The 18,264-nt window shown below is 50.3% G+C and carries 15 protein-coding genes; all 15 read right to left on the bottom strand.

Annotation, left to right across the window (positions count from 1 at the left end; genetic code table 11):
- Positions 1-54: 54 nt before the first annotated feature.
- A complete protein-coding gene (locus ACFQI7_RS29550) occupies positions 55-3,816 on the bottom strand; it encodes an S-layer homology domain-containing protein (protein WP_218102321.1) in 3,762 nt (1,253 codons plus the stop codon).
- 303 nt (positions 3,817-4,119) lie between these two features.
- The gene (locus ACFQI7_RS29545; protein ID WP_218102322.1) at positions 4,120-5,238 is read right to left on the bottom strand and encodes a glycosyltransferase family 4 protein; all 1,119 of its coding nucleotides are present in this window, start codon (positions 5,236-5,238) and stop codon (positions 4,120-4,122) included.
- A gap of 128 nt (positions 5,239-5,366) precedes the next feature.
- Positions 5,367-6,065, bottom strand: coding sequence for a WecB/TagA/CpsF family glycosyltransferase (locus ACFQI7_RS29540; RefSeq protein WP_230415576.1), 699 nt, complete (start codon positions 6,063-6,065; stop codon positions 5,367-5,369).
- A gap of 41 nt (positions 6,066-6,106) precedes the next feature.
- Positions 6,107-7,231 (bottom strand): polysaccharide pyruvyl transferase CsaB, encoded by a 1,125-nt coding sequence (gene csaB, locus ACFQI7_RS29535; protein ID WP_218102324.1) that lies wholly within the window; start codon positions 7,229-7,231, stop codon positions 6,107-6,109.
- Positions 7,204-9,249: a DUF5693 family protein gene (locus ACFQI7_RS29530; protein ID WP_218102388.1), complete on the bottom strand. Its 2,046-nt coding sequence runs from the start codon at positions 9,247-9,249 to the stop codon at positions 7,204-7,206. The genes csaB and ACFQI7_RS29530 overlap by 28 nt, the downstream gene beginning before the upstream one ends.
- Before the next feature lie 24 nt (positions 9,250-9,273).
- Entirely contained in the window at positions 9,274-10,983 is a 1,710-nt protein-coding gene (locus ACFQI7_RS29525) for a phospho-sugar mutase (protein ID WP_218102325.1), read from the bottom strand.
- A 57-nt stretch (positions 10,984-11,040) separates the two neighbouring features.
- The gene (fabZ, locus tag ACFQI7_RS29520) at positions 11,041-11,484 is read right to left on the bottom strand and encodes a 3-hydroxyacyl-ACP dehydratase FabZ (protein ID WP_218102326.1); all 444 of its coding nucleotides are present in this window, start codon (positions 11,482-11,484) and stop codon (positions 11,041-11,043) included.
- 296 nt (positions 11,485-11,780) lie between these two features.
- Positions 11,781-12,335 (bottom strand): CDP-alcohol phosphatidyltransferase family protein, encoded by a 555-nt coding sequence (locus ACFQI7_RS29515; protein WP_218102327.1) that lies wholly within the window; start codon positions 12,333-12,335, stop codon positions 11,781-11,783.
- Between the two features lie 122 nt (positions 12,336-12,457).
- The gene (locus tag ACFQI7_RS29510; RefSeq protein WP_230415574.1) at positions 12,458-12,676 is read right to left on the bottom strand and encodes a DNA-directed RNA polymerase subunit beta; all 219 of its coding nucleotides are present in this window, start codon (positions 12,674-12,676) and stop codon (positions 12,458-12,460) included.
- A gap of 113 nt (positions 12,677-12,789) precedes the next feature.
- A complete protein-coding gene (locus ACFQI7_RS29505; RefSeq protein WP_218102329.1) occupies positions 12,790-13,665 on the bottom strand; it encodes a flagellar hook-basal body protein in 876 nt (291 codons plus the stop codon).
- Between the two features lie 26 nt (positions 13,666-13,691).
- Complete coding sequence (locus tag ACFQI7_RS29500) at positions 13,692-14,591, bottom strand: flagellar hook-basal body protein (protein WP_218102330.1); 900 nt, start codon at positions 14,589-14,591, stop codon at positions 13,692-13,694.
- A 15-nt stretch (positions 14,592-14,606) separates the two neighbouring features.
- Positions 14,607-15,605 carry a rod shape-determining protein gene (gene mreB, locus ACFQI7_RS29495; protein ID WP_218102331.1) on the bottom strand — a complete coding sequence of 333 codons (999 nt, stop codon included), beginning with the start codon at positions 15,603-15,605 and terminating at the stop codon, positions 14,607-14,609.
- 233 nt (positions 15,606-15,838) lie between these two features.
- Complete coding sequence (gene spoIIID, locus ACFQI7_RS29490; RefSeq protein WP_218102332.1) at positions 15,839-16,126, bottom strand: sporulation transcriptional regulator SpoIIID; 288 nt, start codon at positions 16,124-16,126, stop codon at positions 15,839-15,841.
- Between the two features lie 218 nt (positions 16,127-16,344).
- The gene (locus ACFQI7_RS29485) at positions 16,345-17,073 is read right to left on the bottom strand and encodes a M23 family metallopeptidase (protein ID WP_218102333.1); all 729 of its coding nucleotides are present in this window, start codon (positions 17,071-17,073) and stop codon (positions 16,345-16,347) included.
- A 64-nt stretch (positions 17,074-17,137) separates the two neighbouring features.
- The gene (spoIID, locus tag ACFQI7_RS29480) at positions 17,138-18,229 is read right to left on the bottom strand and encodes a stage II sporulation protein D (RefSeq protein WP_377518053.1); all 1,092 of its coding nucleotides are present in this window, start codon (positions 18,227-18,229) and stop codon (positions 17,138-17,140) included.
- Between the last annotated feature and the right edge of the window lie 35 nt (positions 18,230-18,264).

The raw sequence follows: 18,264 nt of genomic DNA, 5'->3' as shown, positions 1-18,264 counted from the left end.
AATCCAATGGTATCAAAAAACCGCCGTATCCGTGGATATGGCGGCTTTGAGTGCTTATTTCGGAAACTTTTTTTGTTTTTTCAATATACGTTCGAGCACTGCTGCAGCTTGCACCCGGGAGAATGGTTCTGTCGGGTCAAATCGGTATGTTTTGTTCTTTTGCCCGCTGAGCAGCACGTTCTCGATTCCTTCAATATATCCTTCCTTCGCAACCGCTTCGACAGAAGCTTTGGCATACGGATCTATACTTCCTGCGTCCGTAAATAATTTGGCAAGGTTCGCGTCTACTTTCTTGGAATCGGTACCGACCTTCAGCTCCGCGGCTCTCGCGATCATTACGGCCGCATCCTGCCTTGTAATCCCGTCATTCGGGCTGAACCTGCCTCCCTGCGTTCCTCTAACAATCCCTACGCGAGCGGCTGTCTCGATATACTTGTAATCGTATAATTTATTCGAGCCAAAACGCTGAACGTCGCTGAACGTTCCTGTCCCGCTGTAGTTGAGTGGAATATCAAATGTTTTCACCAGCAGCGTTGCGAACTCTCCGCGGCTGATGTCTTCATTCGGCATAAAGTAACCGTCAAGCATATTTGTCATATACCCTTTAGCGTACATCGTATCAAGAATATCCCGTCCCCAGGCGTGGGAAGTAATATCCGTGAAGCTGTCGTTCAAGTACATCACTTGAAAATAACCAAAGTGATCGATCGGGACCGTAATCGTATTATTGGTCTTATCTACCACACCGCCGATGTTCTTCCAGGCGATGGTCGTCATGCCGCGGTAATTCTCATAAATATCCATCTGATACACAGTAACATACTTCCAGGCATCCGCACGAATACTCGGATCGTAATTTAATGTAAGTTCTCCGCGTTTGGTCGGAATAACCATGTTCTTTAATTCGGCTTCATTTTGCTTTTGATAAAATTTAACATTGCCGGCCGTCGTTTCAACGTCGTACGGATCGCGGCCCGAACCTGTCAAAGCAACCTGGAGCTTGTCGTTATCCTGGTAATCGTTTTCTCCGATATAACCGCCATTAATCCAATACAGCTTGCTCGCTGGCCTGAATCTATTCTCCGGGTCCTTCAAGAAGAAGGATGCAGTTGCGTCGGAAGCATAATTTTTACTGACCCGCCCGTCCTGAACGTTCGCAATGCCGAATAACAGCTTCCGGTCACTGGTTAGATACTGGTAAGCAGCCGTCGGATCATTTCGCATCAATTTCGTGTCTTTCGGGAATTTTAACTGTAAATCCCCTTCGAAAAGCTTGTAACTGCTCTTCAATGTTTCAAGCCATTGAGCGCCTTCTACTGATGTATTCACATTATTCACGATGAAGCTTCCGCTTGTCTTTTCGGTACCGCGGTACACGGTAAGTTTGATTGTCGTTTTACCTGCCTTTAACCCCTCATACCGGTAGTTAAAATACGGTTTATTATTGGTTTTGTCAATTTCAGGAAATACGGTGTCTTTGCCAAACTGAACCGATGTTGCATTTTCAGCCGACAATCGAATGTCTACGAAGTTTCCGTTAACCGTAGCCATTTCCTCGCCTTTCGCATCCTTAATGGTCGTGGGGTAAATGATCTCATACGGTACCGGCTCGCGGCTGATCGTGATTGTTTTAATTTCGGTTACGCCGCTTTTGTTGGATGCCGCAAATTCGAACACGACGTCGCCGTGATATGGCAGTGTAAAGTCGGCAGTCGTGAAGTTAGCATTCGTTTCGACGATATTGGTTATTCTCAAATAATCGTACTGCCCCTTATCCGAATAGCTTGCCGATGCGTTCCTTGTATCTGTCGTGATTAATGCTTTCCCGTCGCTATCCTTCGCCCGTACGGTCATCTTAATCGTTTCCGTATATACGAAAGCTCCGGTAAACGAAACGGTTTGAGAATGCGTTACGAACTTGTCCGGCGTCTGGGCTTCCGTAAATTTGTCCAGTGGTATCGGGGAGATCTTCGTAAATCCCGGAGTAGGAATCGTAAAATAAAAGATTTCATACTGAACCGACGTCACCGTAGTGTTGTTTAGCTTTAAGTTGAATTTAATCGTATTTCGGCCTTGCTTCAGATGAGTTTCTTTCGCTGGATCTTGGATCGGCGGACTCCATCGGGCATCGCCCGGATTCAGATCGACCATGAATATAGAAGGATCGGTTCCTTTAAAATCGCTCGTACTTAACAATGTTCTCCGGTCATTTACAATAACCTCAACATCGTCATACTCTGCGGTCGGCAAATTCATAATTTTTGCTTCAATACAAGGGTAAGAGCCCGCAACTGAACACTTGGGAGTCTCGGTTTCCTTTTTAATGATCAGGCCGTTGTAGAAATTGATCGGGATTATGTAAGGCGTACTTGTAATGACGAGCGGAATTTCTAGTTTACCGATGCTTTTTTCTACGGAATTGACTACCGGAACGACTTCAAGCTTCGTGATTCCATCACGAATGCCGTCTACCGTAATGTTCCAAACGCCGTTACCAACATACTGCTTGTTAAGTGTCTTATCTCCAACGGTTGCCTTTATATCGCCACCTTGGGATTGATCCAGGTTTTTTGTGTTAACGATAAGCGTAACTGGAAGTTCGCTGAGCTCATTATTGCCGTTGGGATTCAAAGGAACCTCAATGTTCTGTCCGTTGGAGTCCTGGCCAATCACCCGACTTACCGAAGAAATATAGGGCTGCGAAGCATCAACATATTTAAAATGAAACGTTTGCTTCGGTGGCGCCCCGACTAAACCGCTGTCGGTATAAAAGGTAATGATCAGCGTTTGATCGCGGTTATCCGGCATGCCCAAGTCCGTATCGAGATTGATTGAACCAAGATCAAATACTTTATAGGTATTTGTGCTTTCCCCCGGAATTTCGGTTAACTTTGCTGCATTATCGCGAAAATAAACCCTTTTGGGGATATTTCCGTGAACCAGCTGTATATCGGCATATACATATTTGGTTACGGAGGGAGAGGCTGCAGATATGTCAACTTTTAATTTACCCGTCAAACTGACGTTTTTGCTTGAAAGCTCAAGTGTATTTTGATCCACAACATTGTTTCCGGCGATTTGAGCGTTGAACAAGTAAGGTTGTCCATTGTTAAATACGAACCGGGTTTCCGTCATATTGGTTATCGTATCGTTGCTGGCTACGATTTTAAAATAGTTGTCACCGCCTTGCATGACCAGATCGGTTCGGTTAGGGATAAAAGTAAATGCCCCGTTGCTGTTACGATAAGCGGTTACCGGGTTGGCTTGATCGCCTAAATATCCCTGTACAATTTTCGCATTTGCAGCCATCCCCGTAATCGTATAGGTCGTTTGTGTCGGATCCTTCGGATAGGTGCCTCCGGTAAGCAGCGGCTCTTCATTAAACTCCAAATCTGTTATATTGGAAGTCGGAGTAAATATGATGTATACCGGATCGGACGAAAATTTGGTCAAATCCCCTGATATAACGGTAAGCTTGTTCGTGCCGGAACTGAGCTTAATATTATTGAATACGACTTCGGAAGCGGACGTTTTCACCGCTTTATTGGTTTTTACCTCGACAGGCTCACTACCTAAGGATACGTTTTGTATTTCATAGTAAATCGAACCGATTTCGGTGTCATCAATGTTCTCCGTCGCAACCGTTACATTAATATACTCGCTTGTTACTGCCGATGGTTTCGCAGGGTCCGTGCTGAACCCCTTGATTCTCAGCGCTGAGCTTCCGGCTCCCAACACCGTAACAGGCATCAGCAGCGAAAGCAGCATAGCCATTATTAACAGCCCGCTTATGTATCTGTTGCTTGTTCGTTTCAAGATGCGTTCCTCCTTGTAGGAAATTATGATTTTGCATGCATGATTCTGCGGCTTTCCACCTGAGCTCCGTATTGAATAATGACCTCCCCTGACTCCAGCACTATTTCCTTTGATTCAGAAATCATGCAAAACAAAGTGTACTTATTTTATCGGCTTCATGAGATGAAATATTTAGAAGCGTACGGCAAAAATATAACATGAAAAAGGCCGCCCCTTCAGTCTTATTGACCTCTTGGGACAGCCCCTTATAACAACGAAAAAGTATAATTGCTTATCAAACAACGCCGTTCAGGCTTTCAAAAATCATTTCGACATACGGGAACGTGTACTGAGCTGCGATGTTTTCACACGTACTTTATTAATAAAATGAAGCACCGGCTTTTTTGTTTTGCTAATAATCCCGATCGCTTCCGCGCCGACCACAAGAACCAGAAGCAATACTGCGATCAATATGATCGCTCCCCACAGTGCTTGCTGCTCCGAAATGTACGAGAGTAACACAGCCGAACAACCGAACGCCGCAGCAATGGCATATATGATTAATACGGTCGTTCGATGGCTGAACCCCATACTCAGCAAGCAATGATGAAGGTGGCTTTTGTCCGCGGCCGAAATCGGCAGATTGTTCACCCAGCGCCGCATAATCGCGAAGAATGTATCCGACAGCGGCACGCCTAAAATCATGATCGGAACAAGCAGCGAAACGACGGTCGCTTGTTTAAAGCCTAACACCGACAACGTCGCAAGGCAAAAGCCGAGAAACAATGCGCCCGAGTCGCCCATGAAAATTTTGGCCGGATGGAAGTTGTAAAACAGGAACCCGCCGATACTACCTAGTAGCACGACACACAGCAGTATTACCGTCACGTTGCCCATCATCAAGGCAAGAATTAATATCGTCGTCGTAGCGATGGCGGACACCCCTGCCGAAAGGCCGTCCAGTCCGTCGATCAAATTAATCGCATTCGTTACGCCCACAATCCAGAAAATCGTTAGCGGTACGGCCAGCCATGTAAGCGAAACGACGCCCTCGCCAAAAGGCACATTGACCAAGTCGATAACGACGCCGGAATAGACGACAACGCACGCCGCCAAAATTTGTCCCAGGAGCTTGATTTTGGGCGACAAATCGAATCGGTCATCGAGCGCGCCGATCAGGACGATAATCGCTCCCCCGACCAGCAAGCCAAATACAACATCCATTTTTAATGTATCGATAGCAGGTGACACGATGAAGAAAGCACCGACAAAAGCAATAAAAATAGCTAATCCGCCAAGACGAGGCATAATACGGCTATGTACTTTGCGATGATTCGGCGCATCCACAGCCCCGACCCAGAAAGCAAAGCGCTTCACCAAAGGTGTCATCAGCACCGCAATAAGCAATGCAGCAGCAAAGCCGATTCCGTATAACAAGTTCATGTGTAATTTCACAGCCCCTTTTTTCTATGAAAACCCCCAAACACTACGATTATACTCCGAAGGATGGAGAAATACCATCGTGATTTTTTTGCAATTTGGACGGTTTTCAGGTTGTTTCACAGCTCTTGTCAAGGTTTCTGCACATTTTCTTTTTCACGGATGACTTTCATTGCGAATTTCGGCAAAACAAGCATTCTTTTATAACGCCATGGCTCCTGCAAAAGCCGATAAAACCATTCGAGTCGCAGTTTCTGGAATAAACTCGGCGCGCGTTTCAATTTGCCCGACAATACGTCGAAGCTGCCCCCGATGCCCATGACAACCGGTACGCCGAGCTCTTCTTTATGCTGTGCAATCCATGGCTCTTGAGTTGCAGCTGACCGGCCGACAAGCAAAATATCCGGCTCCGTTTCGCGAATCGCACGAATAACATCGCTGTCTTCTTTTTCACCAAAAAATCCGTCCCTGAAACCGACAAGCTTCAGCTCGGGATACAGCTGATTCAATCGATCCGCCGCCGCTTCAATGACCTCGGAAGACGCGCCGACCAAATAGACACGCCATCCGCGATGCTGGCCGGTTTTCATAAGCTCGTGCAGCAAATCGTACCCGGCCACTCTTTCCTGCACCGGATTGCCGACATACCCTGCAGCCCATACCACGCCTGCGCCATCCGGGACGATCAGCTCCGCCTGTTTCATCATTCGCATGTAGGCCGGATCTTGAAGAGCGGCCATGATCATGATTGGATTGGCCGTAATCACTTGATGCGGCCGTCGCTCTTGGATGACTTTTGTTAAATACTCGAGAGTTTGGCTCATATTCATCTTTGAAATCGGCACGCCGAATATCGTTACAGTTGGAAAGCTCACGATAAATCCCGTCCTTTGGCATAAAATGAAGCGATCAACTCGGCGGGACGATGCGCTTCGTTTTTTAACCGCTCGATCGCGGGATGCTTCTCTTCTTTCCATCTCTTGCTGCCGGACAATAATTCAAGCGATTGCTTGGCAATATCGGCAGCGCTGGCCGATTGGGTCGACGTCGCAGCTTTCATGCCCAGCCGGTTCAAAAATTGATCGATCTTCGGATCATAGGAAACGCCTACCATCGGGACGAATTGACCGGCTGCATAAATGAGCGAGTGCAGCCGCATCCCGATCAACAGGCTGCATTGCGCTACTTCGGCAAGCATATCCTGCGGATGTACGATGCCTTCGGCAAACGAAGCTCGTTGCTTGTAGCTTCCCCCCATCTGTTCAAGCACATACAACGAGGCTTCATGATCGGACGGCAGATGGAACGGGAGAAACCGTATGCGTGCATCCGTCTCGTCCAATATTGTGCTCAACGCCTGGGCAATTGCTTGCAGCTCGGAGCGATCTTCTTTCCAGAAACGTACGGAAACCCCAATCATAGACTTCGTCTCGGCCGCATGGTTTTGCGGCGGTTGGCCGCGCAGCGGCATGCCCATGACCGGATCGGGCACGACTTGAACGCGTTCCGCCGGCAACCCCGTACGCGTCAACAACGCCTTCGATTCCTCATCGCGGACCGTTATAAACACGCAGCGCTGAAATGCGGATCGAATCCACCCGTGAAACATCGGTCTGTGCACGGGGCCGATCCCCTGGGAGTAAATAAAGACCGGCTTCTTCAGCCATTGCGCCAGGCGGATGACTGCCAAATAATATGGGATCGTTTTCCACCCGGTTTCGTCCTGCAGCAAGCTTCCGCCGCCGCTGATCAGACCATCCGCACCGCGCAGCGCAGCCCATACTTCGCCCGGCTTCATTCGGTGAACGGACTCGACGCCATATGTTCGGCTTGTCTCACCGGGATTGACGGACAGAACGACAGGGACGAATGATACGCCCTGTCGTTCCCCTTGCTCTTGCAGCGCCAGCAAAATCGACTGCAGCACCGCTTCGTCGCCGCTATTATTGAAGCCGTAATAGCCCGATATTACGATTCTTTTAGTCGGGGTACCCATCGCTGCCAACTCCTTGAAACAATTTCCCAAACGGCAATCAACACAAGTCCGATCAATGTACCGAACACGAGACCGTACACAATCCGAATCGAAGAAATGACGAGCGGCGTGTGCAGATGCGCAAACGTGTCCACGATGGAAGCTTGTCCGATGACGCCGATCAAAAGCAAAATCATCGCGCTTCGATATTTAAAGGCCAAGTACCCGCCGAGCAGAAACAGCGGATGCGAAATGAGGAATTCCTTCGTTCTTGGGCGAACGCCGAGCGTGTTTTCCAGGAACGAACGGAAATATCGTTCCACCGCCGACGCTTGTCCCTCATTGCCCGTACGCGATAAATAGTAAAATCCTGCAGCCGCAATGACAGCGGCCGCAATAACCCATAACACGCTGATGTGGGACGCCAATAGTTGACGTGCACGGGCTATTCTGTCTCCATATGACATCTTCTCGTTAAAGAGCAACCAGTACACGACCACGATCACGATCGGCGCAAGATGAAGCACGCTGACGCCGCGGAACTGATCGAGCACGTACATGTACTGGATCTGATTCAGCAGGCCGACGATGAACAGAATGCCGACGACGGAAATAAGCGACGTGCGAATCAAAAGCGACAACGCAAAACCGATCCTCGATCCCGTCGGCCGCTCCAATTTTCTTTTCCCTGCGCGCAATGCATACATGATCGCAAGGGTAGGAGCGCAAGTTCCGGCTGCCAGCGCCAAAATTTTGCCGAATAGGCTCGAGTTCAGCACCAGCATACCGGCTGAGCCGATAATGCCCAGCACGAACGCAGCCAGCGTAATCTCCGGGATGAAGTACGATATCGTTAAAGCAATCAACGCGATGGCCCCTAGCCAGAGCAATCCTTTCGCTACACTTTGCCAGCCGGAGTGCACATAATCAAAGTCGTGGGCCGTCCCCAGCACATAGCCCGCTTGCTTTATTCGCGGTATAGCTCCGTCCGGTCCGTCCAGCGAATCGTAAATCGCGTCCAGCGGGTTGAGAATGACGCCCTTGTCGACGTTTTTGACCGCTCTTGCATTCAGGAACACCATCCGGATGTTGCGGTCCTTAACCGCCAGCACGAGACGGTCCGCCACGCCTTGAACCCGTTCGCGCAGCTCTTCTTCCGTCAAGTTCTCCGTCAGCTTCTGTCCGTCCGCTTCCGTGAAGGAGTGCAATCGAACCACATTATAGTGGGTTCGTTTGGCAAGCGTATTGAAACCTTTTTGCTGTACTTTTTGCAGCTCAATATTGGCGAGCCCGATATGATACTTTTCCATCAACTCGGCCATTTCTGCCAGACTGCTTGTATCCTTCTCGCTTGTAAAGCCCGGCACCGTGGCACCGTCAATAATAAATCGCGATACCCCCATGCTGCGCAATTGTCCCAGCAGGGTGTCCATTTGAGAGGCTACAAACGGCCTGCGGTTCGACATACGCACAACGATGTTGAAGCCCTGATCCTTCAGCATCTGCATGCTGATCGGATCCGGATCCATCGTGCGGAGCATCGCCTGATCCATGGCCATCTCAATGATAAGGCCGGGCTGGTTTTTATAGCTCCACGGCCGCGTCTTTACGTTCAATGAATTGAACGTTTGGTTAATGAGCGGCAGCAGCCGCTGCTCCGAATCCTTCTCCGCAAAAATCAGATACGTAAAGTTTTCGTTTGCCGAAATCGGCGTTTGCGTTAGTGCCGTTGCCTCGTGGGAGGAGAACAACTCGATTCTGCGGCTCAGTTTTAGTTCGTTTAACGTCGATTCGTATACGGCTACCGACCCGATACCGTGTTTCTTCATCTGCTGCAGCTGTTCGTTAACAAAACGCCGCGGGTCCGTTTGCGTATCCGAAATCTCGAGCAAATCGCGATAGTCGAACACAAACTCGACTTTGCGGCTGCTCTGCTCCGACAGATGCCGTTCATAGGCAACGGGAATGGCAGCCAGCATTCCCAGAATGACCAGCCACCAAAGTCCCTTCAGCAGCCATTTATTCCACTTGCTATACATGCTCAAAGCTGTCAGCTCCTAAGCTTATTGATGTTGGTCTACGCGGGCCATGACGGTTTCCGCCAGGCGGCTGATGGCATGCGATGCTTCCTGCGAAGAGCTGCCTCGTACCGCAAAGTAAACTTTAATCTTCGGTTCCGTGCCGGATGGTCTGAGGCAGAACCAGGAATCGTCCTCAAGCGTGTATTTCAATACATTTTCCACTGGCAGCCCGTAGAGCCCTTGAGAGAAATCATCGACTTTCGTCACTCGAAGGCCGTTCAATTCGGCCGGAGCGTGATTGCGCCAATCCTGCATAATGCCTTGGATTTGTTCGACGCCGTCCTTGCCTTTTAATGTACGTGACTCAAGCTTCTCCAAAAAGTATCCATGGCGTTCATAAAGCTCTTGCAGCACGTCGTACAGCGTTTTTCCTTGGCTCTTATAATACGCCGCCGCCTCGCAAATCAACATCGATGCGATAACGGCATCTTTATCGCGCGCATAATCGCCGGCCAAGTAACCGTAGCTTTCCTCGTAACCGAACAAAAACCGCGCTTCGCCCGTTTTTTCGAACTGCGTCATTTTTTCCCCTATGTATTTAAAACCGGTTAACGTGTTGAGCACTTTGGCTCCGTAATGTTCCGCAATCACGGCGCCCATTTCGCTGGTTACAATCGTTTTTACGACAACTCCGTTATCCGGAAGTTCGCCCTGCTCCTTCATGCTGCCAAGCAGATAGTCAACCATGATCGCTCCGGACTGGTTGCCCGTCAACACAAAGTACTCTCCGGCATCATCTTTCACGACCGCACCCATCCGATCACAGTCCGGATCCGTTCCGATGATGATATCCGCATTGGTGTTCTTCGCCTGCGCAATCGCCAGCGAGAAGGCTTCCCGTTCTTCCGGGTTCGGAGATTTCACCGTAGAAAATTTGGCATCCGGCAGCTCCTGCGCCGCAACGACATCTACTTGACTAAAACCGATCGCATCCAGCGCGGCCCGAACGGATAAATTGCCCGCTCCATGCAGCGGCGTATAGATGATGCGGAAGTTATCGCTCATTTTACGAACAAGCTTCGGATTGCGGCTTACCGCCGTTACCGCTTCAATATATGCCTCGTCCATTTCCTTGCCGATCCATTGAAGCAGTCCTTTCGTTTCGCTATCAGCCCGTGAACTCCGCTTCACGTCGGAGAACGATTGAACGCTCTGTATTTCGCCAATCACTTGTTCCGCCTGATCCGGCACAAGCTGCCCGCCGTCGCCTCCGTATACTTTATATCCGTTATATTCGGGCGGGTTGTGGCTGGCCGTAATGACAACACCGGCGTCCGCTTTCAAATAACGCACGGCAAACGACAGTTCCGGGGTCGGGCGAAGGGATTCGAACACATAGGCCTTGATCCCGTTGCCGGCAAACACCTTCGCGGTTTCGAGAGCAAACTCGGGGGACTGATTGCGAGAATCATACGCGATGACGGCGGAAAGCGACGGTTTCCCCGAGCGCAGCAAATATTGCGCCAACCCTTGCGTCGCCCGCGCCACGGTATAAGCGTTAATGCGGTTCGTACCCGCTCCAATGACCCCGCGAAGACCCCCTGTCCCAAACTCGAGATCGCGATAAAACCGGTCTTCCACTTCTTTCGGTTGATCGGCTATGCTGCGCAGCTCCTGCTTGGTCGCCTCGTCAATGGCCGGGTCCTGCAGCCATAGATCATACTGTTCCTGTACTCGCGATTGCGTACTCATTTCTCCATCTCCTCGCCCATTTGGTTTTGCTTGTTTGCGTCTTCTCTTTATCGCGGATTATGATCCGCTCTTTTCTCTGTCGCTCAGCGCGAACATCAATTCGCCTTCGGCCACGACTTTGTCCCCTACTTTCGCCGTCGCCTGTCCTTTGCCGATCGGTCCCTTCAAGCGGGTAATTTCAACCGATAGCGTAAGTACATCGCCCGGAGTGACTTGTCCGCGAAATCTGAAATTATCGATTCCCGCAAAAAAACCGAGCTTCCCCCGGTTCGCTTCGACCATCAGCATGGCGACCGAGCCCACTTGGGCAAGTGCTTCTACAATCAATACCCCTGGCATGACCGGATACCCCGGAAAATGGCCTGTAAAAAAAGGCTCGTTCATCGTCACGCATTTGATTCCGGTCGCGCGAACCCCCGGTTCTACTTCCGTAATGCGGTCAATCAGCAAAAACGGGTAGCGGTGCGGAATAATTTCTTGAATTTGTACGGCATCTAACAATATGGATGCTCCTTCCTTGTATGGGAGATGGAATAAAACCTATCGTTCTGACCTACACTAACACTGTCCCTTCATGATCTGCAGTAATGAAGGTTGATATAAGGGAGCTTATGTTCAAGCTTGCTGCAAACAAAGCAAGCCCGAACATTGGCTCTTTTTTATAAGAAAGCTTCTAATCGAAGCCTCTCGATGAAGATACATTCGTGTTTTAACGGAAGCTTTTCTTTAAACATCAGAATGGTTCAGCATGCTGAAAACTTATACATTCTAATATTACGAAAAAATAGCCATTTGCACTACATATGCCGGGAGCTATCCTCTTTGGCGCGTTCGGTCGTCGCGTTATCTCGATTTAGTGAGTTGAACTGTACGATATAAATAATAGAGGTGATAAAGGAAACAACGATAACGAACCATAAGTACGCACCGGCGTAAGGGAGCTGAAACACAATAAGAAGTATCGCTACATAATAGAGAACCGTAGTCAGCTTTCCTAGCACATTCGCCGGCACCGTTATTTTACCGCGAAAGTGAAAAAACGCCGATCCCGCGATCATCCCCGCATCCCGCAAAAACATAGCAGCCGCGGCTTGCCAGGAAATCATCTGGGAAAATACGAGCGAGAGGATCACCGCGATCATCATGGATTTATCTGCAAGCGGGTCCAACATGCTGCCCAGCTGCGTGATAAGCTTTCGCTTCCGCGCAATATAACCGTCCAGCACATCCGTTAATCCGGCGGCCAGTAGAACGAAAAAAGCCACTTTCGTATACCCGGCCCCAAAGATGATCAAGTACACTGGTATGAGCAAAAAGCGGCATAGGGTCAGGATATTGGGCAAATTCCACACATTCGTTCCCCCTTGTAAACGGCCAGCAGACTTCATTCGCCGCTCTCTCTGTAATCCGTTCCCATCCATACATTATACCGTTATCAGGAAAAAAATAAAACTCCCCGACGGGAGCCCCATTGTTAAGTATTGGCAAAAACAAGGTCAAATAGATGACGCCACGTTGCAAGTTCGAACACTTCATCCATGCTCTGCTTTCCGATGTAAACATATCCGACAGACAGTCCGACAAACAAGGCGGCCACGCATGTAATGGGAATCCAGGTCCATTTGACGGTCATTCGAATCGCCTTCACCCACCCTTTGCGGCCAGCCGGCGTCTTCTTTGGTTTTTTGCTCAAAGCCCCAACCTCCTGTTGCAACCGCTACTGAGTAGAGGCACAGAAGCAGCTGTCAACCTCAGCAGCCGCTTCGGCGCTTCAATGCGGCCTTGCTGTCAACACAAACACAGCCGTTATCCCCTCAAATTGTTAGCCAAATTCATCATCGTATCCGATGAACTGATCGCCCTGGAATTGAGCTGGAACGCCCGCTGCACCGTCAACAGCTCCGTCAATTCGTCGGAGAGGGTTACATTGGATTGTTCAATAAACCCTTGCCGTACGGTAATCGGATCGACATTGTTGTTGACCGGCGTAACAATCTGCAGTATGTCCTCCTGCTGCTGCATGGTTAGGTCCGAAGGCAGACCGTACAAATTATCCCCGAGCTGCTGCAGCAATTGGGGACGAACGACGCGTACGAGTTTCAGCTCGCCAACTTGTTCCGGAGGCAAAGTTTTATCCGCTTCATCATAAGACATAATGACGCCGTCCGTGCCGATTTTTACGGAATGGTTTTTCGGAATCCGGATCGGCTCGTTGTCTGTGCCCAGCACATAATGGCCGTCCTTAGTCGTCAAAAACATGCTGTCCGGGTCGGTCAGATCGGCGGAGGGCGATAATTCAAATGATCCGTCCCGCGTCCAGCGGGTTGTCCGTACAGGTTCATTGTTCGTGTCTTGCGTCGTTACGGAAATTTCAAATAAACCGTTGCCTTCCAGTGCCAGATCGAGCGGACTGTCCGTAGCCTTTAGCGATCCTTGCGCCATGTTCAGCTGCGGCTTCGCCATCTTCGCTCCCCACCCTTGATTGTAGCCAAGCGGGGTCAACCGGCCTTCCTTCTGAAATCCGCGAGGCTGGGCCTTGACGCTTGTTAATACGTCCTGAAACGAGGCCTCGCTCCGTTTATATCCGGTCGTATTTACATTAGCGATATTGTTCGCCATCAGATCGATCTTCTGCTGAAGCGCATGCATCGATACGGACGAGTTGATCATCGAATGGTTCACAGGGAAATCCTCCTGGGAAATATCAATTAGATGCGGCCGATTTCGTTGACCGCCTTTTCCATGCTTTTATCGTAATATTGAATCATCTTCTGGTTCGCTTCGTATGCGCGCAATGCCGACATCATATCGACCATCGACTGGCCCGTATCGACATTGGACCGCTCGATATACCCCTGGCGTACTTCAACCTGATCCAGATCGTCAATCGGCCGAATCGTGCCCTGGTCTTCCTCCGTCAGCCGGTACAAGCCGTTGCCTTCCCGAATCAGCAGGTTCGGATCTTCCACCCGGGTGATCAGCAAACTCACCGGTTGTCCTCCCGCTCCCAGCAGCGGCTCTCCGTCAATATTCGTAAATTGACCAGTCCGGCTAATACGGAAATTGGTAATCGGCGTATTCGTTGCCGGATCGACGAGAACGATCGGCTGCTGATTCCGGTCCATCACTTGGCGTCCATCCGAATCGATAAGCTGCCCGTTCGCGTCGACCGAAAACTTACCATTCAACGAATACCGCTGTTCCCCCGCCGCGTTCATGATCGTGAAAAAAGCTTGCGGCTGAATGACGCGGACCCCGTTCTCATCCACATATTTGCCCGAGCTGTCGAACCGGGCTCCCGGTACTTGAATGTTGGAGATGAGTGCAAAGTCGAACGGGTTGTTCGTCTCTCGAATATCCCCCTGCGCGTGCAGCGACACGTTCTCCTCCGCCATTACACCGGTATTGATCCGGCCGACCGATACAGCTCCAGGCTCGTCCTTCCCGTTCCGGACGCGTGAGATCAACACCTCGGGAAAGGAACGGTTAATCCCGGTGCCGCCCTTGAAGCCGGGCGTATTCAAATTGGCAACATTGTTCGTTACGATATCGTGTTTGCGCTGCTGGGCAATCATGCCGGAAGCGGCGGTATACAGACCTCTTAACATCGGAGCTGCGCCTCCTTAAAATTTGCGCTTCGAAACTTTGTCTAAATTGTCGAGCATGATCCCGGTGCCCTTCACGACGCAGTGCATCGGATCTTCCGCAATCAGGACAGGCACCTTCAGCTCGTCCGCCAGCAATTGGTCGATGCCATGCAGCATCGCGCCCCCACCGGTAAGGATAACGCCTCGGTCGATAATGTCCGCCGACAGCTCCGGCGGCGTCCGTTCCAGCACGCTCTTGGCTGCCGCTACGATGGAGGATACGGACTCCCACAACGCTTCCTGAATTTCTTGCGAATCGATGGTAATCGTCAGCGGCAATCCGCTCACCATATCTCTGCCGCGTATATCCATCGTTTCCCGCTTCAGCTCCGGGTGCACTGTACCGATGCGCACCTTAATATCCTCGCTTGTCCGTTCCCCGATCAGCAGCTTGTATTTACTCTTAATATATTTCATGATGGAGGCGTCGAACTTGTCCCCGGCGATTTTAATAGAAGAGGAGGTGACAATGTCGCCCATGGACAATACGGCAACATCCGTCGTCCCTCCGCCGATATCGACTACCATATTCCCGCTCGGCTGGAAAATATCCATGCCTGCGCCGATCGCAGCCGCCTTGGGCTCCTCTTCCAAAAACACCTCGCGGGCTCCGCTGCGTTCTGCAGCTTCTCGAATCGCCTTCTGCTCTACGGAAGTAATGTTCGTGGGCGCACAAATGAGGATGCGCGGATGACTATACCACTTCCGGCCTCCGACTTTATTGATGAAATATTTCAGCATCATTTCAGTAATTTCAAAATCCGCAATCACGCCGTCCTTCAGCGGGCGGGTGGCAATAATGTTACCTGGCGTCCGACCAACCATCCGGCGAGCTTCCTCGCCGACGGCGAGTACCCGCTTCGTATCGCTCTCAAGCGCAACGACAGATGGCTCATCCAGAACGACGCCTCTGCCTTTCACATGAATAAGGACGTTCGCTGTCCCCAGATCTATGCCGATATCCTTGCTTAACATCTAACGAATCCTCCCTAAACCAACCGTCCAGCCTCAAAAATGAAGCGGCATTACTATTATATACGTTATTTACATGATTTCGCCATAAAATCGGAAAATCCTCTTTTTTTGCGCTTGTATTTCGACAATTACCGCATGGTTTCGAGCCGTTCGGAAGGAATAAGGAACGTACCGTCAGCGTACGCCGCCATAGAACAGACGCGTTGCCCACGGTACGACCGGCAATCCGATGCTTATTTAATGGTGACGAGCTTCTCCTGCGTTTTCGGGCTACGGGTCTTGCGGTATTTAATCTTGGTAGCTTCGCCTCCGCGCAGGTGACGAATTGACTTATGATATTCCAGTATGTGCTTTACCTGATTCGCCAGCTCCGGATTGATTTCCGGCAGCCGTTCCGTTAGATCCTTGTGCACCGTGCTCTTCGAAACACCGAATTCTTTAGCAATGGTGCGAACCGTGTGCTTGGTTTCCACCAGGCAGCGGCCGATCTTAATGGTTCGCTCTTTGATGTAATCGTGCACTCCCCTCGCCTCCCTACTCGAGTTAGTTTGGTACATTATATGAGGGGTGTGGACTTATATTCTTTGTTTCGCCTTGCTGACAAGCCCGGAAAGCCATTTATTTTCGAGGACAAGTTGCGCTTCCTGCGTCTTTTCCCATTGGGGAAGCGGCGGACAAGCGCTTGCGACAAACAAAAAAAGCAGGGATGCCCTCCCTGCTTTCAGCTGATTTTATTCGATTATTGATCTCCGAGATATTGTTCCGGATTCACCGCTTGACCGCCTTGGCCCTGGCGAAGCTCGAAGTGCAGGTGTACGCCTTGATCTTTCTCAAGCTCGTTGCGACCCGCTTTCGCGATGACGTCGCCCTTCTTCACTTCGGCATCCTTGGTGACTTTCAGTTCGGCCAAGCTTTGGTAAACGGAGACAAGTCCGTTCGAATGTGTAATTTCCACCAAATTGCCGACGACCGGGTTTTTCTCCACGGCCGTTACTTTACCGCTCATAACGGCTTGCACGTCAAACGATTGATTGTCGGGTCTTGCAAAGTCCATCCCCATATGAGGCGTGAACGTGTCGCCGTATTCTACCATCGCGGCTTGTCTTACTTCATTGGAAGCTTTGCTGTCGAAATACGGTAAAATCACATCAAACTCGCTGTGCTCCTTGACGGGCCATTGCATGGTTTCTTGCTTTGCATTCGTTGCGACGGCATCAGGTCCGGAAACGTTGCCTGTGACCGTACCGGATTTGCTAGAATCGACGCTGACATTTGTGTCAAGCTTCGATGTACCCGCACCCTGATACACCCACATTAACGTTAGAATGATTGCCGCTGCTGCCATGTACGTTGCCGGAAAAACCCACTTTTTGGCAAGCAATCTCTTCCAGGATGACGAACTGTTTTGCGCTCCTTCGGTCGATTTAGGAGCCTCTTGATCAGGCAAATCTCTTTTTTGTTCATTCATATTATATCACCTCGCTAACCAGTGTTGCCAGGTTAACGAGATTTATACGCGGGAAAACCTACTTTTAGAAACTTTTCCCTTTCAATAGATTCGACGCTTTGTCAATTTGGATGCCGGTGTAAAAATAGGTTACGATTTGTTCCGCTGTGCGGCCTTCTTTGGCCATTCCATTTGCGCCCCACTGGCTCATGCCGACCCCGTGCCCGTACCCAAACGTAGTTATTTTCCATTCCCCGTCTTTGAATGCCCATTGGAACTGGCTCGAGTTGAGCCCCAGTTTCTCTCTCACTTCCCGGCCGGAAAACATTTTGCCGCCGACCGACAGCTTCTTGATCCGCTGTCCCTTGCTCTTCTCGATAATTTTGAATCCGTTTGCTCCTCCTGACGATACCGGAACCGCACTGGATAAACCAAGCTTACGCTGCAGCTCCTGCGGTTTGAACGAAACCGTTTCTTTGTACTTCGGCGAGATCGATGCATCCCAAGGGCTGGCTACGCTGCGCAAGTAGGGAATGGACTGACTCCAGTAGTCTTCTGAATTTTCCGTATACCCGTTGCTGGTAGAGAAGAAACTCGCTTCAATCGGCACGCCTTGATACGTTAATATGAGATCCTTCGTTTCCTCTACCGCTTGGTTCAGCTTGTCCATATTGGTCCGATACACATCGCTGCCCCAACGCGATTTCAATTCCTCATCGGAGACGAAAACCTGATGAACGATCGTATCGGTAACGAGCGCTTCCGATGACTGCGGTACGTTGGTTTTGTCCCCGTCCAGCAGGCGGCGAACGATATACGTGCGGGCGGCCATTGCTTGTGCCTTTAGCGCCTCAAGCTCAAACTCAATCGGCATTTCGGCTGCGACGACACCTCTGACATACGACTCCAAGCCGAGACGGACGGTCTTCTTCTCCTTGTCCAAATATACCGGCACCGTCGCGATGTCGCCGGTATCGCGAGCAGCCGCGGTATCCGCAGAACGGGTACGGTTCGGGGGCGACTCCTGACCGGGCGGCGTACGGACAAGCAGCCCCGGTACCACAATGACGACGGCCATAAAACTAGCGAACCAAACGGCGATCCAGCGAATCCAAGCTTTTTGCTTCGGATTCCATTTGCGAGACAAATTTATGTGCAGCCTGTGCTTCATCGCCATTTCGCTCCTCCATCTTCACCCAAGTATCATCATCA

Source organism: Paenibacillus allorhizosphaerae, from assembly GCF_042659105.1.
Lineage (GTDB): Bacteria > Bacillota > Bacilli > Paenibacillales > NBRC-103111 > Paenibacillus_G > Paenibacillus_G allorhizosphaerae.
The sequence above is the reverse complement of the archived record's forward strand: the minus strand, read 5'-3'. Positions and strand labels throughout refer to the sequence as shown.

Bases quoted from the DNA above. Each gene is read 5' to 3' on its own strand.
- mreB (WP_218102331.1), bottom strand. From the start codon at position 15,605: ATGTTAAGCAAGGATATCGGCATAGATCTGGGGACAGCGAACGTCCTT.
- ACFQI7_RS29545 (WP_218102322.1), bottom strand. From the start codon at position 5,238: ATGAACTTGTTATACGGAATCGGCTTTGCTGCTGCATTGCTTATTGCG.
- ACFQI7_RS29530 (WP_218102388.1), bottom strand. From the start codon at position 9,249: ATGTATAGCAAGTGGAATAAATGGCTGCTGAAGGGACTTTGGTGGCTG.
- csaB (WP_218102324.1), bottom strand. From the start codon at position 7,231: ATGGGTACCCCGACTAAAAGAATCGTAATATCGGGCTATTACGGCTTC.
- ACFQI7_RS29485 (WP_218102333.1), bottom strand. From the start codon at position 17,073: ATGAATGAACAAAAAAGAGATTTGCCTGATCAAGAGGCTCCTAAATCG.
- ACFQI7_RS29525 (WP_218102325.1), bottom strand. From the start codon at position 10,983: ATGAGTACGCAATCGCGAGTACAGGAACAGTATGATCTATGGCTGCAG.
- ACFQI7_RS29500 (WP_218102330.1), bottom strand. From the start codon at position 14,591: ATGTTAAGAGGTCTGTATACCGCCGCTTCCGGCATGATTGCCCAGCAG.
- spoIID (WP_377518053.1), bottom strand. From the start codon at position 18,229: ATGGCGATGAAGCACAGGCTGCACATAAATTTGTCTCGCAAATGGAAT.
- ACFQI7_RS29540 (WP_230415576.1), bottom strand. From the start codon at position 6,065: ATGAATATGAGCCAAACTCTCGAGTATTTAACAAAAGTCATCCAAGAG.